The organism is Rhodopirellula sp. UH5 (assembly GCF_056839225.1).
In genome coordinates this window covers 5,763,643-5,778,691 of the sequence record NZ_CM166390.1, presented here as the reverse complement: position 1 = coordinate 5,778,691, position 15,049 = coordinate 5,763,643, and the positions used below count along the sequence as shown (strand labels likewise).

The following is a 15,049-nucleotide window of genomic DNA, read 5'->3' as shown; positions in this document are numbered from 1 at the left end:
CCTTTGCATTGGTGGCCTATTCAAACTGGGACAGGAACTTGGTCCACGATCGACGCAACGATTTGGCGACTCTCATTGGATGTCGCGGTTCCGTGGCGTGTGCTCACCCGGTGAGCCAAGACGGCGGTTGCCAATTGCTGAACGTCATCGGGCAAGACAAAGTCTCGTCCCATCAACACGGCGCGCGCCTGGGAGGCACGCATCAGCATTTTGCTGCCCCGCGGACTGCACCCCACCCGCAACCGAGAATCTTGTCGGGTGGCGGTGGCCAAATCGACGACGTAAGCAGCCACCTTGCGGTCGGTTCGAATTTGGCGGACCCAGGTTTGAAGCAATGTCAATTCGTCGGCATGCATGACCGGCTTCAATCCGGCCACGGGTTCCGCTTCGGATTGATCCAACAGCAAATCAATTTCACTTTCCATGTCGGGGTAATCCATCGTCAACCGAAACAGGAATCGGTCAAGCTGCGATTCAGGCAAGGGGAAAGTGCCTTCAAATCCCGCCGGGTTCTGAGTTGCAATCACCATGAACGGATGCTTCAAGTCATAGCGTTCACCATCGATTGTGACCTGCGATTCCGCCATCGCTTCCAACAGCGCACTCTGCGTTCGCGGGGACGCTCGGTTGACCTCATCGGCCACCAACAGATTGCAGAACACAGGCCCCGGACGAAACTCAAACTCCCCCTTGGACTGCAAGTAAATCGGTCCGCCCAAGATATCTGCTGGCAACAGGTCAGGCGTGCATTGAATCCGTTGGTATTCCAAATCAATCAATCGCGAAACCGATTTCGCGAGCGTTGTCTTGCCCACGCCAGGAACATCTTCCAGCAACACGGAGCCTTCCGCCAACAATGCGATCAACACCGCTTCGATCACATCCTCTTTCCCGCGGATCACCTGCCGCAACCGTGTCGAAACCTCTTGCAAGTGCTGCCAGGGTAGCAGCAGCTCATCCGGCAAATTGGACTTGAGTTCTTGGGAAGCCGACAACGTGTCTGCTGGAGGCGTCACAGGTTGAGCAGGAGAATACAAAACGAATCACGCAAGATGAGAGGACGAGTGAATTGCAAAGAAAGCAGAAGCGGTCGAGATGGCAACTGACTTTTGAAACAGCCGCTGGGTTCAACCACCGCTGGATTCGAGATGTTCGATACGAGGATACCGTTTATTCACGGGAGCCGGTCCTGCCTGGGACCAGTTGTTCGCTGGAGCCTGTCATTCCTTGGAGCTGGTTGGTTCTTTGGCAGCCTTTGTCTTGACCAAGCAATGAAAGCCATAACAGGGCTCTTCGTCTTCGCGTTCTTCCATCGAAGACTCTAGCATTTCTTGAACCTGACTCATGCGGTCCGCGTCGAGCGCCATCGACAACACACGCTGCTGCCCATCGGGTCCCAAAACGGCCGTGGTCAAGACGGCAACGCTGCCGGGATGCTTCAAAGCTTCGATGATATTCTCTCCCACCTGCTGCTCTGCGTTTTTGATCGTGGTTACAAATTGCGTTAGCTGCGCGTTGTCGGGAGGATTGGCCACCCGAAATTGAGACAGGTCCTCGCCGCTGGGGCGAACGTTCGGAGCATCGTCGGAAGGAGAAGAAAAGCTTGGTGAATTCATGAACGCCCAGCGAAACAGAGAGGATCAAAACGGAGACAAGACGGGTTCAACAAACCGGCCACCCTTTGCGAATCGACGTGCTCCTGCCAACAGGCGTCACGAACATTGCTCCCATTTCCAGGGCAGCGGCGAACGGTTCAGACACCATCATAAGGCTTCACCATCTTGCGATGCGGCAACGAAATCTCGGTGAAGGTTTCTCCAATCGCGGTGTAGCCCACCTTTTCATAGAAACCGATCGCTGTCTCTCGGGCGTGCAATTGGAATTGGGTGTACCCCCGCTGCTCCAGCGAGGCCTCGACTTCGGCCAGCAACTTGGCGCCGATGCCTTCGCCTTGCCGGTCCGGGGCTACCGCCATTTGCCGCAACTTGACCGAACTGGACGTCAAAGGCTTGGCGGACACCACCGCCGCCAACTTTTCGGAACCATTCCGCAATCCAAAGTGCAATTCGGCGTATTCACCGTCCAATTCCTCCGCCGTCAGCTTCAGCCCCAGCGGTTCGCGCAGCACGCAATGCCTGAGATCCAGTGCCTCCTGGTACAACGGGGTGCACCATTCGATTTCAAGGAATTCCAATCGTCTGCCTCCCGGTCTCGTCAAACGTCTCGTGGCGCGCCTCTTGGCTCTGACGAAGACGATTGTAGCGGACTCAGCAGGTTTTCACTCGTACTCGTCGAATTCGTCGGGATCGCCGCAAAGTGGATCCAGAACCAAGCCACTCCATTTCACCATCCGAGTCGCGGTGGGCCACAGACTGAAAATACCAGCAATCGCCAGAACCGTTGCGAGCTCAGCCAATACCCAAGGCAGCTCGACGCGTGCGAGCAAACACCCTGCTGCGGTGAAGCAGGCGGCGGAAATCAAGATCCCAGCGCGGTGGGCCGACGCGACGCGACGACTGACCCGGCAGGACAAGTAGATGTTTCGACTCGGATTGTCCCACTGTGCAATGAAACTGCGAAGTGCCACGCCGCGAGGGTAGTGCCGCAGACCGTTGAGCAACGACTCGTAGCGACACTTCAAATAAAGCTTGGGCAACTGAAAATGAACCAGCCCGCCCGCCACCAGCATGGCAATCGCCAACCCCATGAACCACCAAGGCGAAACCAGCGGTGTCAGCCTGGCGTCGCTTGAGGCTCGTAACATCACGGCGTGCGCCAGACTCGTTTGAAGCGGAAAAGCCGCCAGCACGATCAAGCACACCCGCAGGAAACGTCGCTCCGCTCCCAAATTCGTCAACCGAAGCTTCTGACGCGTCCAAGACGGGAAACGGTGCCTCACCCGTGCACCAAGCCCTCGCGAGAAAAGCGGGAACGTGTAGGCGGTGGTTGCCACGAACAACAACAGAGCGACTCCCCCGTTCGACCACGCGATCATCTCGTGACTGAGCGACGACAACACCAGCAAAAGCTGAGTTGTTTCCGTCACCACGCATGCCAATGACATGCCCAACGCGATCGCCCCGACAGCGGCCAATGACATGGCCACCGAGCGCGTGGATTGCTTGACGACAGACGCAGGTGCTGGTTTCCAGAGCAAAGGGAAAGCCCGTTGATGCAGCGCTCACGCACCAGCACGCTTTTCAACGGCAATGACAACCGTCGACAAGCCAAGGACTGGGGTGGCAGGGTGTGGGGAAAAGGAAAAGAGATCCGCTGAGACGCCCCCAACTCAATCGCACCAAGTCGCTTGAGTGGGAACAACCGCCATGTTCACCATGCAATTCGGGTGTGCTGGCAACCACAACGGCTCATCAATCAGCGGACACACTAATTCCCCAAGTCGTTCAAGGCAAACACTTTACACGCACCAAACGGGGGCCACCGGCACCCCCTGCCAGGACAATCCCACCAAGTGTCACAGCCCAGTGCCCTTCCGGCCTGTTGATTGAATCCTAACCCAAAGCGTGAGCGAGGGATCGCGTGCCATGCAACGAGCCTGTGGATCCCTCGCTCACGCGTCGGGTTGTGAACTCGAGTAAGTCAACAAGCCGCTTCCGGCGTGACCAAACGTGTCACAGGACTAGCGAACAATCTTTTCAGTGAGACGTGACCCACACGTCACCTCGGCCTCCCGCCCCACTGACGAAGGTTTTTCGAATGACTCAGCTCTCCCTCTTCGACGCCATCGCACCGACTTCGCCCGTGATCGCATCGGTCTCCGTGATCGCAGCACCGAAGCCCAAGGGCACCGACAACACGTCCGAACCCACACTGCTGGCTCTCGCGGAACTGATTCGCCAAGGACGAGAGCAACTCGAAGCCCAACGGTCATCCACCGAACGCCCCATTCAACGAATCGGCGATCTGGCCCAGGCCGTTTTGCGTCGCCACGATTTGGTGGCTCGTCGCCGCGCCGCGTCGCAACAAAAGGCCAGCGACTTTGACGCCGCCGACGACAACGTTCAGGTCGCTTCCTGATCCAAGCCGATGGAAGCTTCGGCTGTTTGGTTGTCCGCGACCCCATTTTTCTTGGTGGAAGACGCTTTCTGGGTGGGGGCATCCTGTTGCTTGGTTTCCGATTCCCGGGCTGACTGAGTTCGGGCGGCCTGAGCCTTGTGACGACTGCGGATTCTCCACGCCGTCATCAAACAACCCAGCACAAAGCTGACACCAGAGCAGCCCAGCAGCAGCAACGTCAGTGGGTATTCACCACTGAAAAACAGAATCGTGAGCGGCACCGAGTCTTGGTTTTGAAACGCCACGATGACGACGACCAAGACGGCCAGCAACGACAGAAACCAGCGGATTTTCTGGAGCATGTGAAATCGGCGAGGGTGATTTTTCGCGAAAAAAGGGATTTGCTAGCAAATGTTTGCTAGGCTCAACGGACTGAACCCAACCAGGTAGGCAACAAGACGATGCCGAACAGCGTTTCCACCGAAAACCTTTCCGCCCCACGCCGTTTGACCGCGTCAACCAGCGTCTTGGAACGAGTTCCCGAACAGCAAACGTTTGCTTTCTGGGAAGAACCAGTGGCTCCTTCCACTGTAACCTCAATCACCAGGCGTCGTCACGCAGCCCCCCCGCTTCCCCCTTCCGGCGAAAAACAACCTTCCCCCGGGAAAGCCAAGCGAAGCGCGAACCACACCCCGTTTCCCTCTCCCTCGCCCCAAGGCGACGACCACACCCCCACTCACCCACCCTCCAGGAGGGGCGAGGGGAAGGCCGAACAGGAACCCACCACCCGCGAAGCACTGCTGCAAAAACTGCGTCGCCAGGCCGAAGCGATCTCGGATCCGCGTGTTGCGACCGATTCCACGCCGCGATTTTCAACCGGATCCTCAACGCTGGATTCTTGGTTGCCCGGCGGCGGAATGCGGCGTGGCACGATCAGCGAATGGATTGCAGAAACGGAAGGCGGCGGAGCAGGCACACTCTCCTTGCTCGCCGCGGCCCAAATGCTGGGAACGACTGGGCAACCTCCATCAACGGCCCACGCTCACCACGACGGCCCCCTCATCGTCGTCGATCCCGGCGGTCACTTTTATGCTCCCGCCGCGGTCGCTTGTGGCATCCCCGCGGAACGCATCGTTTGGTGCCGCGTCACGAACCGGCGCGACGCGGTGTGGACGCTCGACCAAGCCCTGCGTTGTGGCTCCGTTGCCGCGGTGTGGTCGATGCTGCCCTGGAACCTGAACGACCGAGACGCACGCCGCTTGCAACTCGCCGCCGAAACCGGGCAAACACCTGGCCTGCTCGTGCGAACCGCGTCAGCGGGCCGGCAGCCATCGTTTGCTTCGGTGCGTTGGCACGTGCGATCCGTCCCGGCTCAGCCCGAGCAAATCGTTCCACTTCCCCGCTCACGTTCCGCTCTGCCGCCCACCAACCTTCGTCGTCATCGCGATCTTCGAGTGGCTCACGTGACGATGCCCCGCGCAAAAACCAGCGTGGCCCGGCAAGCCTTCTTGGGGATCACCCCCGACGCGATGCTGCACGATTTGGATTCACGACCCTTCCTCGCTGCTCACTCAAACATGGTTGGTGACATCGCAACCGCTGACACATCCACGGCAAACCATCATGAAAAGGCTGCTGTGCATTTGGCTGCCCAACTGGCCCATCCAACGTCGACACGCCGAGAGAATCCTCCGCGAGCCCCCCAACGCCGCGCCGCTGGGTAGCACAACCAAGCCCTCCCCAGCCACCGCGCCGCTGATCCTCTGGCACGCCGACCCACGTCGCGGACGAATCGTGGCGGCGAACTGCCAACGCGCCGCGGCCATGGGCGTGCGTCTGGGCATGCCGATCGCGCAAGCCGTTGACATCACGACCACGCTGGCCGATCAACACAACTCCAGCCGAAGCGTCGCGAATCAAAGCGTCCCACCCATCCCTGCCGCGATCATCGATGAACACGATCGTGTGGCCGATCGCCGCGCGTTGCATTCGCTGGCCACGGAACTGCAAAGCCACCTGTGCCCGCAGATCGCACTGGAAACACTCGACCGATTCAAATGGGCCGGACGCTTTCGACATGACCCCGAGGCGCTCGTCGCTGAAATCGATGGGGTCACGCATCTGTTCAGCGACGAACCAGGCTTGCTCGCCGCCGCGGCCACCATTCTCAAACGCCGTCATTTGAAAGCTCGCTTGGCGATCGCCAGCACACTTGGCGCGGCTTGGGCATTGGCCACTCACGCGCCCTCTCAAACGCGATCCAAAGACCTCACCAGAAACAACTTCGATTTCTTTTTGGCTCCCGCTGATCGCACCCGCGAGGCACTGCAAACGCTGCCTCCATCCGCCTTGCGTTTGAATCCCACCGAGGTGGAAACCTTGCAGCGACTGGGAATCGAAACCATCGGCTCATTGTTGCAATTGCCACGCAATGGATTGGCCACTCGCATCGGCCACAGTTTGTGTCACCGCATCGCCCAAGCACTCGGGGAAGTCGAAGAATCGATTCTCGCGATCGACATTCCGACCGAACACACCGCCGCCTTGGAACTGGAATATCCAACCGATGCCGTCGACCTGATTCGCGACCGCATCATTCGCTTGATCGAATCCGCCACCGCGTCCTTGCGTCCATTGGGAAGAGGCGTGCTGCGTTTGCGCTGCCAAGTCGACTTCACCGAGTCGCCACCCGTGACGCTGGAATCCGGATTGTTCTCGCCGACGCTGGACCTGGATCATCTCAGCAATCTGATGATCGGTGCCTTTGAATCCCATGCCTGCCAATCCAAGGTCACGCACCTGCGGTTGGACGTGTTGCAAGACGCGATCCTGGCCAGCACTCAACCGTCCATTTTCGGGCCCGCCTTCGAAAACGACACTCAAACTGATTGGACACGCCAAACCGACATCGCTCGTTTGATCGATTCTCTGAGCGGTCGCTTGGGCGAAGATTCCGTGCGAGGTGTTCGAATCAATCGCGATCCGCTTCCCGAAGACACCGTGTCGGACTTTCCGATGACGCAATCCCGCGGTCGCAAACTGGCCACCCCACCGAGGCGACGCCGATCCAAATCGAAATCATCGGCCACGGCAGAAGACCACGACGAGTCTCAGCTTCGTTCGGGGGACGCGACTCGCAAGGGGGCTCCCACTGCCCATGATGCGGGACGTCGGCCACTGCAACTGCATCCCTCACCTCAGCGACTCACTCCTTTAAGCGATGGCCAAGAGCCCCTTGGCGAAAATCAATTCCCCCCCCGATTTCGATATCGCGGTCGCGTGTGGAAGGTGCATCAACATTGGGGCCCCGAACGAATCGAAACTCGATGGTGGCAAGGCCCGATGGTTCGCCGTGATTACTTCCGAGTGGAACTGGAGGATGGTGTGCGTTGGTGGGTTTTTCGCGACCTCAATCATCCTGCCAATTGGCAACTTCATGGAAGCTTCGATTGAAACACATTGCAAAACGGTGCATAATGAACGCTCCACAGGAACGAGCGTAGAAAGTCCCCACCTTTTGCTTTTACTCCACGCTGGCCCCGTCTCATCGTTGACGGGATGCCTGCTTGGACGCTCCTCCCTCCCGCCATCCCCAACCAGCTCATGTTCGCCCACCCATTCCGTGCGAATGCGCGTGCACTGTTCGCATTGCTTTGCTGGGCTTGTTTCTCGGGAATCTGCCTGACAGCGGAAGAGCGTGCGCCCGCCCCCTCCCGGTCCTTGGAAGAAATCAAACAGCACGGCGCAAGTCGCTCGAAATACCGGGAACCCACCACTCGTCCGACCGAGACACTGGCACCTCAAGCCGACCTGCAAACCTTTCGCGACGTCATCGTTCCCATTTTGGAAGAGTCTTGCATCGACTGTCATGGGCCCGGCAATGTCGAGGGCAACATCCAAATCGACACGCTCGATCCGAACTTGCTGGAAGGCGCTGACGTGGATTGGTGGGTGGAAGTCTTGGCCGTGCTCAACAACGGTGAGATGCCGCCGCCAGACGAACTGGAGATGGACGACGAGGACCGCCGCACCGTCGTCGAGTGGCTGTCGGGCGAAATCCAAGTCGCCTCCACCTTTCGACGTGCCACCAGCGGCCACTCGTCATTCCGTCGCTTGACGCGTTACGAAACCAATCATGCGTTGCAGGATCTTCTCGGGCTGCCTTACGAGTTTGCCAAGGACCTGCCTCCCGAAGCTCACTCGGACGATGGCTTCCAAAACAGCTCCGAGATGCTGCACATGTCCGTCAAGCACTTGGAAACCTATCGCCAATTGGCCCGACAAGCCCTCGACCGAGCCATCGTGTTGGACAAACAACCGGCTCCAATCCACTGGAGCATCAGCATGAAACAGAACAGCCAGGTCGACCGGCACCAACAGCAATCCAAACTCGATCAACTGGCCGAAAAACTCAAAGACGATCCTGAAAAGCAAAAGCAAGAAGTCGACGCGCTTCGCGAAAGCTTTCAAGAGATCCCACGAGACACCCATTACAGAAACTTGACGACCGGGCAAAAGGTCTCAGCCAGCTGGGCTTACAACGGGGCTCGCTATGCGATGGATTCCGAAGATGCACCGCGAGTCATGCCGCCCACCTCGGATCACGTCGCCGTGCTGCCCGGCGGTCGGAATCAAAAGCTGATCGTGGAACTGGGCGACCAAGTTCCCAACCAAGGCGTGATGCGAGTTCGCGTTCGGGCCTCTTGGTTGCGTGAGCACGACACGTCGAACGACGAATTGCACCCGCCCAGTTTGCAACTGGATTTCGGCTGGCGAGCCAGCAACGAGGGCCGCGCCGACATGCGTGTGAGCCTCGCCGACCAACCAATCACCGCATCCCCCGACGAACCGCAGATCTATGAGTGGGACGTTCCGCTGGGCGACATCTACCCACGCAACTCCGTCCGCGGAGCCTCCAAGATGGGAGCGATGCCCAGCCCTTCGGAGTACATCCGGTTCGTCAACAGTTCGGTTTCCAAAGCAGCCATCCAAATCGACCATGTTGAGGTCGTCGCTCCCGTCAACGATCAGTGGCCCCCCGCTTCTCACCAACGCATCTTCTTTGCCAGTGAACATCGTGACGATGAACTGCAATACGCCAGCGAAATCCTGACGTCGTTCATGCGACAAGCCTGGCGGCGACCTCCCAGCGAAGCGGAGTTGCAACGCAAACTCAAACTTTTCACTGCCATTCGCGGCCAGTGTGAATCAATGGAAGAAGCCACCTCGGAAGTGCTGGCCTCGGTCCTTTCCTCGCCGAACTTTCTGTACGTCGTTCGCGAGACTGAAACCGAGCCGTCCGAATCGGACTCCGACCTCGATCAATTGACACACCATGAACTGGCAACGCGACTGGCGCTGTTTTTGTGGTGCAGTGTCCCAGACGACGAGTTACTCGAACTCGCCGACAATGGCCGACTGACCTCCGCCGATGAACTGAACAATCAAATCGACCGAATGCTGACCGACCCCAAAGCGGAACGCTTCAGCCAACAATTTGTTCATCAATGGCTCGACCTCCAACTCCTGGACTTCCTCAACGGCGCCGAAACCAAACCGAAGCTCAGTCCCTCGCTCAAAGAGGCGATGCAGCGAGAACCGATCGCATTCTTTCACGAAATGCTGCAGCAGGACGAAAGCGTGCTGCACTTCATCCACGCTGATTTCGCGATGGTCAATGAACGTCTGGCTCAGCACTACGGGATCCCCCACGTCCACGGCAACCACTTTCGCCGAGTCTCCCTGCAATCCGATCCCCGTCGCGGCGGCTTGCTGACTCAAGCCGGTTTGCTGGCGATGAACTCGGACGGCACCAACTCACATCCGCTCAAGCGTGGCGTGTGGTTGTTGGAAAGCATCCTCAACGATCCGCCACCACCACCGCCACCTGCAGTTCCCGAGATTGACCTGGCCGATCCTGAAATCGCCAAGATGACCTTGATCGAACGAATGGAAGATCACCGCAACCATCCCGCCTGCATGTCGTGCCACTCCAAAATTGACCCGTGGGGCATCGCATTTGAAAACTACGACGCGGTCGGTCGTTGGCGCAACTCCATCAACGGCAAACCCGTCGACGCAACCGCCACGCTGTTCAATCAACAGGAACTCTCCGGCGTCGAAGGCCTCAAACGTTACCTGCTGGAAGATCGCCAGGACCAATTTGTTCGCGCGATGGTCCATAAGCTGGCAACCTTCGCCCTCGGGCGTCCGCTCACATTTGCAGACCATTCCAGCGTCGATCAAATCACAGCGGAAGTTCGCCAGCAGGACGATGGCCTCGCCACGATGATTCGGCAATTGGTCGCCAGCGACCTCTTTCAGTCCAAGTGATCTCCGCCTCCCTGTGCCACCCAACCCATTCCTCTCGCCAAGCTCGCAGTCTTCCAGGAACCTTCCATGACGTTGAATCTGAATGGCCTCGATCGTCGCCGTTTTCTTCGCGGCACCGGTGTCGCACTGGCCCTGCCACTGTTCGAATCCGTCGCGATGTCGGCGGTGCGAGCTTCCGAAGAAACCAAGGACCCGAAGCGTTTGGCGTGTTTCTATTTCCCCGATGGTGTGCCGATGCCATTGCCGGAAGACCCCGCCTACCAAGACTGGTCGTGGTTCCCGCATGGTACCGGAGACGACTTCACGTTCACGAAGGCCTTGTCACCCCTGGAATCGCTGCGGGATGAGATCAGCATTTTGTCTGGTTTCTCTCACCCCCAATCACGCAGTGTCCACGGGCACTCCAACGCCGACCAATTTCTGACGGCCGCCGACACCGGATCCAATGGCCCCTACGAGAACAACATTTCGCTGGATCAGATTTACGCGGAATACGTTGGCAACCAAACCCGGTACTCCTCGCTCGTGATGTCGACCGATGGTGGCACCGGAACACCGCGAGGCACACACACTCTTTCATTCAATCGAAATGGTCGCGCCATCCCGGCGGAGAACCGTCCCAAGCGGATCTTCGACATGCTCTTCGTCAAAAGCGACGAAGATGCGGCGCGCCGCTTGGCACTCAGCCAAAGTGCGCTGGATGACCTGCTGGCCGATGCCCAATCGCTTCGCAAGACGCTTTCTTCACGCGATCAATCCAGCCTGGATGAATACCTCGACTCCGTTCGCGAAGCTGAGATCAAGGTTGAAAAGGCAAAGCATTGGCTCAACACGCCACTGCCAACTGTCAACGCGGACCACTTGAACCTCAACCTGACACCGGACGAACCGCGTCAATATTTGCAGACGATGTTCGAGATGATCTACCTGGCGTTCAAAACCGATTCGACCCGTGTTGCCACCTACCAAATCGGTCGTGAAAACGGCGTGGGCATCAGCGATCACTTGGCTCGCGCTGTCGGCTTCAGTCTGGCTCACCAACTCTCTCACGAAACCAAGAACCCAGGCGGCTGGAAAAACTTCGCGGTTTACTGCCAGTTCCTCAACGAGGAATTTGGACGCTTCATCGGCAAGCTGAAAGAAACCGAAGAACCCGCCGGACGGGGATCCATGCTCGACAACACGCTGCTGTTGTTCGGCTCCGCGTCCAGTGCCTTCCACCTGTCTCGCAATTACCCGTTGATTCTGGCGGGTGGCAAGAACATGGGATTCAAACATGGGAAGTACATCAACAAGGCTGGCTCCAACCCGCAGGGCGGTGCCTGGGATGGTGGTCGCGAACCGTGGCAACAAGAGATCGCTCACGAAGACCGACCTCTTTCCAACCTGTTCGTCACCATGCTCCAGCAGCTCGATGTTCCCGCGGATTCGTTCGCTGACAGCGACGGGAAAGTCACGGAGCTGATCTGAAGTCGCAACCTCCCGTAGCCGGATTCGCCAGAATTCGGACCGCTCACCAACGCGCCCATCCGAATTCTTGGCGAATCCGGCTACCAACATCACAACCCGACGCGTCAGCGAGGGACCACACGGGATCCCGGTGAATCCATCAACGTAGGCCAGGTCATCACCTGGCACCCAGCCGATGCTTTGGAACAAAGCGAGGCGTCCAGCCGCCCCCGCAAGCCCCAGCGATATCCGTCCAATCGCCCCGCCAGGTAGAACCTGGCCTACGCTATTCTGGTGAATCCAGCTACCAAGACGTGGGCCGGCAACTCACCGCTTCGGAATGTTGGACGTCGAGAAAGCGTCAGGCAACAAATCCGATAGGCGACGCATTTGTTGTTCGCCATCGATCACATCGATCGTGTAAACAAACAGATCCGACCCGAATTCGGCCAGCACTTGCCGGCAAGCACCACAGGGCATCGCACCGCCGATGCTGGCGATTGCCACGGCATGGAACATTCGATAACCGCCCGCCACGGCGGTGCAGACCGCCGTTCGTTCCGCACATTGCGTCAACGAGTAGCTGGCATTTTCAACGTTGCAACCTTCGACCACACGTCCGTCGTGGGTCAACAACGCAGCCCCAACGTAGAAGTGACTGTGCGGCGCGTACGCATGATCGCGAGCCGAGATGGCCGCCTGAACCAAACGCTGGACATCTTCGTCGCTGGGTGGATCGATCTCGGACGCTTGGCTGTGAACATCGGTCATGGCAGGATAGAGAGACAAGGAAGTAGACTCACCGAAGAGAGGAGCAGATTCCGCCATCAAGTCCCGATAGAGTACCTCGCCTCATCCCTGAAGCAATGCGGCAACACGTATTCGGAGCACCTCCGCCGCAATTGGCTTCGACATTTGCGGCACTGGCTCTCTATTTTACCAAAACGCGTCCGCTGCCGAGGCTTCACAGCCAGTTCGAAATGGATTCGGGCGCGGTAACATGTCAGATCCCCCCTTCACCTTCTCAACTGGTTCCAAGCGTTCCTGAAATGTTGTTGAAAATTGACTCCCCCCGCACAGCGACCCAGCACGTGACGATTCGAACATCTCATCGACAACCATCTCGCCTCCTGCTTGTCCTCCTTGCCATCGCTGCACTGAACTTCGGCCAGCCCGACGTCAGCCTGCCTGCGGCGAACGCTGACGAGGCGGCTCAAGTCAGCGCCCGATCACTTTCGCGAGCCTTCCGTGACGCGGCCCGGGAAGCAGGCCCCTCCGTCGTGACCGTGTTCTCTTACGGGCAGAATCAGACGCTCTCTGGCGAAAACACCGACGAAGCCGAACCGGAAACAGACGAAGAATCCCCCGACGAACCCGTCGGACCAACTCCCCCGCAACAATCCGACGATGGCGAGTTTGAACTCAGCGGGCTGGGATCCGGCGTGATCATCAATCCTTTCCCGGATGCCGACAAGAACGCCAACGAAGACAAGACAACGTACTGGGTGATGACCAACAACCATGTCATCGCGAATGCGAAGAAGGTGGTCGTCCAATTGCCAAACGAAACCGAGCTGGTCGCTGAAAAAGTGCACGGTGACCCGTCCAGTGACATCGCGGTGCTGCAAGTCACCTCCGCCGATGCCCTGAAGGTCGCTCAATACGGGGACTCCAACACACTCGACATCGGCGACTGGGTGCTGGCCATCGGCAGCCCATTCAAGTTGGAAGCCACCGTCAGCGCCGGCATCATCAGCGCCAAAAATCGAAGGCTCGATCGCATCCGCCGCAGTCGATTGTTGCAAACCGATGCGGCGATCAACCCGGGCAACTCCGGCGGCCCCTTGGTCGACCTGGATGGCAACGTGATCGCGATCAACACGGCGATTGCAACTCGCAACGGAAGTTACCAAGGCATCGGGTTCGCCGTGCCGATTGATCAAGCCAAATGGATTGCTCGCGAATTGGCCCGCTTCGGAACCGTCCGTCGCTCGACCATGGGAATCACCACGGTGGAACTGAACGCGAAAATGGCCAAGATGTTCAAACTGCCTGAGGGATTGGGCGTGCTCGTCTATGAAATCATTCGCAAGAGCTCAGCCGATCGAGCTGGCCTGGAACAGTTGGACGTGATCACCGAGTTCGCTGGCCAACCCTTCCTCAAACCAATCGATCTTCGCGAAGCGATTGAACGACAACCAGTCGGCTCCACCCAGTCGCTGAAGGTGATTCGCAAAGGCGAAGAAATCGAACTCGAAGTCATCTTGGCTCCCGTCGATGACCCAACCGCCACGCCGGAAGAGATGGGGATGGATTGAAAAAGTGAAATTGTAAAATGTAAATTGCAAAATCCGGGTGGTGGATGCGATGACGGGACGCGAACCGGAGGAGCATTCGGCGGCAATCACCGCCCCGGATGGGGCCGGCGTTCTTAGCTCGGGGCGGAAGCCCCGAGACCGATGACGAAACACAAGAGACCGCCCCGGACGGGGCCGGCGTCGGGTATGCCGCGTGGGCCTCGCGGACCGGCCTGTCGATTCACTCGAGTTCACAACCCGACGCGTGAGCGAGGGACCCACCGGCTCGCTGCAATGGCACGCGATCCCTCGCTCACGCTTCGGGTTAGGATTCAATCCACAAGCCGTGACGCGTTGGGGTTCCATTTTGGCGGGCTTGGAAGCCCATCGCACGGGGCACGAACCGGGGATCGTTCGGCGACGGGACGACAATCATCTGTCGTCGCTCCGCGACTGGGGAACTTGTGTGTTGTCGGCGGCTGACCTTGGGTTGAAAACCCAAGGCTTTCGGCTGCCGTCGCTCCGCGACTGGAGGTGCGTCCGGGGGATGGAACAACCGCGGAGCGGTGACAGTTGTCAGCCTCGGGTTTTCAACCCGAGGTCTCGAGTGTCACTCCCTTGACTCGGCAAGCCGCGGAGCGGCGACAGGTGAGATGGGGGATGGATTGAAAAAGTGAAACTGTAAATTGCAAAATCCAGGTGGTGGAGGCGATGGCGGGACGCGAACCGGAGGAGCATTCGGCGGCAATCATCGCCCCGGATGGGGCCGGCGTTCTTAGCTCGGGGCGGAAGCCCCGAGACCGATGACGAAACACAAGAGACCGCCCCGGACGGGGCCGGCGTCGGGCATGCCGCGTGGGCCTCGCTGACCAGCTTGTCGATTCACCCGAGTTCACAACCCGACGCGTGAGCGAGGGACCCACCGGCTCGTTGCAATGGCACGCGATCCCTCA

Annotated in this window: 13 protein-coding genes and 1 pseudogene; 8 read left to right on the top strand and 6 right to left on the bottom strand. The window is 58.7% G+C overall.

Features of this window, described 5'->3' with window-relative positions; translation table 11 throughout:
- Nucleotides 1–20: 20 nt before the first annotated feature.
- The 4 genes from UH5x_RS20510 to UH5x_RS20495 all read right to left on the bottom strand — a co-directional run bounded on the left by UH5x_RS20510 (nt 21) and on the right by UH5x_RS20495 (nt 3,100).
- Nucleotides 21–995: an AAA family ATPase gene (locus UH5x_RS20510; RefSeq protein ID WP_390173920.1), complete on the bottom strand. Its 975-nt coding sequence runs from the start codon at nt 993–995 to the stop codon at nt 21–23.
- Between the two features lie 225 nt (nt 996–1,220).
- On the bottom strand, nt 1,221–1,616 hold the full coding sequence (locus tag UH5x_RS20505; protein WP_047813283.1) for a hypothetical protein: 396 nt from the start codon (nt 1,614–1,616) through the stop codon (nt 1,221–1,223).
- 137 nt (nt 1,617–1,753) lie between these two features.
- The gene (locus UH5x_RS20500; protein WP_047813284.1) at nt 1,754–2,194 is read right to left on the bottom strand and encodes a GNAT family N-acetyltransferase; all 441 of its coding nucleotides are present in this window, start codon (nt 2,192–2,194) and stop codon (nt 1,754–1,756) included.
- Nucleotides 2,195–2,278: 84 nt separating this feature from the next.
- Entirely contained in the window at nt 2,279–3,100 is an 822-nt protein-coding gene (locus UH5x_RS20495) for a hypothetical protein (protein WP_482633516.1), read from the bottom strand.
- Between the two features lie 617 nt (nt 3,101–3,717).
- On the opposite strand from UH5x_RS20495, the gene UH5x_RS20490 reads away from it, so the two are divergent.
- Complete coding sequence (locus tag UH5x_RS20490; RefSeq protein ID WP_047813285.1) at nt 3,718–4,038, top strand: hypothetical protein; 321 nt, start codon at nt 3,718–3,720, stop codon at nt 4,036–4,038.
- Here UH5x_RS20490 and UH5x_RS20485 read toward each other — a convergent pair.
- On the bottom strand, nt 4,023–4,379 hold the full coding sequence (locus tag UH5x_RS20485) for a LapA family protein (RefSeq protein WP_047813286.1): 357 nt from the start codon (nt 4,377–4,379) through the stop codon (nt 4,023–4,025). The two genes, UH5x_RS20490 and UH5x_RS20485, sit on opposite strands and share 16 nt — an antisense overlap.
- A gap of 99 nt (nt 4,380–4,478) precedes the next feature.
- Between UH5x_RS20485 and UH5x_RS20480 the strand changes: the two genes are divergently transcribed.
- From UH5x_RS20480 to UH5x_RS20455, 6 genes and pseudogenes are all read left to right on the top strand, one after another.
- Nucleotides 4,479–5,741: an ImuA family protein gene (locus UH5x_RS20480; protein WP_482633515.1), complete on the top strand. Its 1,263-nt coding sequence runs from the start codon at nt 4,479–4,481 to the stop codon at nt 5,739–5,741.
- Between the two features lie 100 nt (nt 5,742–5,841).
- Nucleotides 5,842–7,470, top strand: coding sequence for a DNA polymerase Y subunit UmuC family protein (locus UH5x_RS20475; RefSeq protein ID WP_482636041.1), 1,629 nt, complete (start codon nt 5,842–5,844; stop codon nt 7,468–7,470).
- A 150-nt stretch (nt 7,471–7,620) separates the two neighbouring features.
- A complete protein-coding gene (locus tag UH5x_RS20470) occupies nt 7,621–10,350 on the top strand; it encodes a DUF1592 domain-containing protein (protein ID WP_482633514.1) in 2,730 nt (909 codons plus the stop codon).
- 66 nt (nt 10,351–10,416) lie between these two features.
- A complete protein-coding gene (locus tag UH5x_RS20465; RefSeq protein WP_482633513.1) occupies nt 10,417–11,820 on the top strand; it encodes a DUF1552 domain-containing protein in 1,404 nt (467 codons plus the stop codon).
- A gap of 57 nt (nt 11,821–11,877) precedes the next feature.
- Nucleotides 11,878–12,009, top strand: a pseudogene (locus UH5x_RS20460) (DUF1589 domain-containing protein); the annotation flags it as partial.
- Nucleotides 11,996–12,097, top strand: a complete 102-nt coding sequence (locus UH5x_RS20455; RefSeq protein WP_482633512.1) for a DUF1589 domain-containing protein — start codon at nt 11,996–11,998, stop codon at nt 12,095–12,097. The pseudogene UH5x_RS20460 and the gene UH5x_RS20455, both read left to right, overlap by 14 nt.
- A gap of 29 nt (nt 12,098–12,126) precedes the next feature.
- Here UH5x_RS20455 and UH5x_RS20450 read toward each other — a convergent pair whose 3' ends face one another.
- A complete protein-coding gene (locus UH5x_RS20450; protein ID WP_047813288.1) occupies nt 12,127–12,570 on the bottom strand; it encodes a cytidine deaminase in 444 nt (147 codons plus the stop codon).
- A 320-nt stretch (nt 12,571–12,890) separates the two neighbouring features.
- Between UH5x_RS20450 and UH5x_RS20445 the strand changes: the two genes are divergently transcribed.
- Nucleotides 12,891–14,117 carry a S1C family serine protease gene (locus tag UH5x_RS20445; protein ID WP_482633511.1) on the top strand — a complete coding sequence of 409 codons (1,227 nt, stop codon included), beginning with the start codon at nt 12,891–12,893 and terminating at the stop codon, nt 14,115–14,117.
- Nucleotides 14,118–15,049 lie beyond the last annotated feature (932 nt).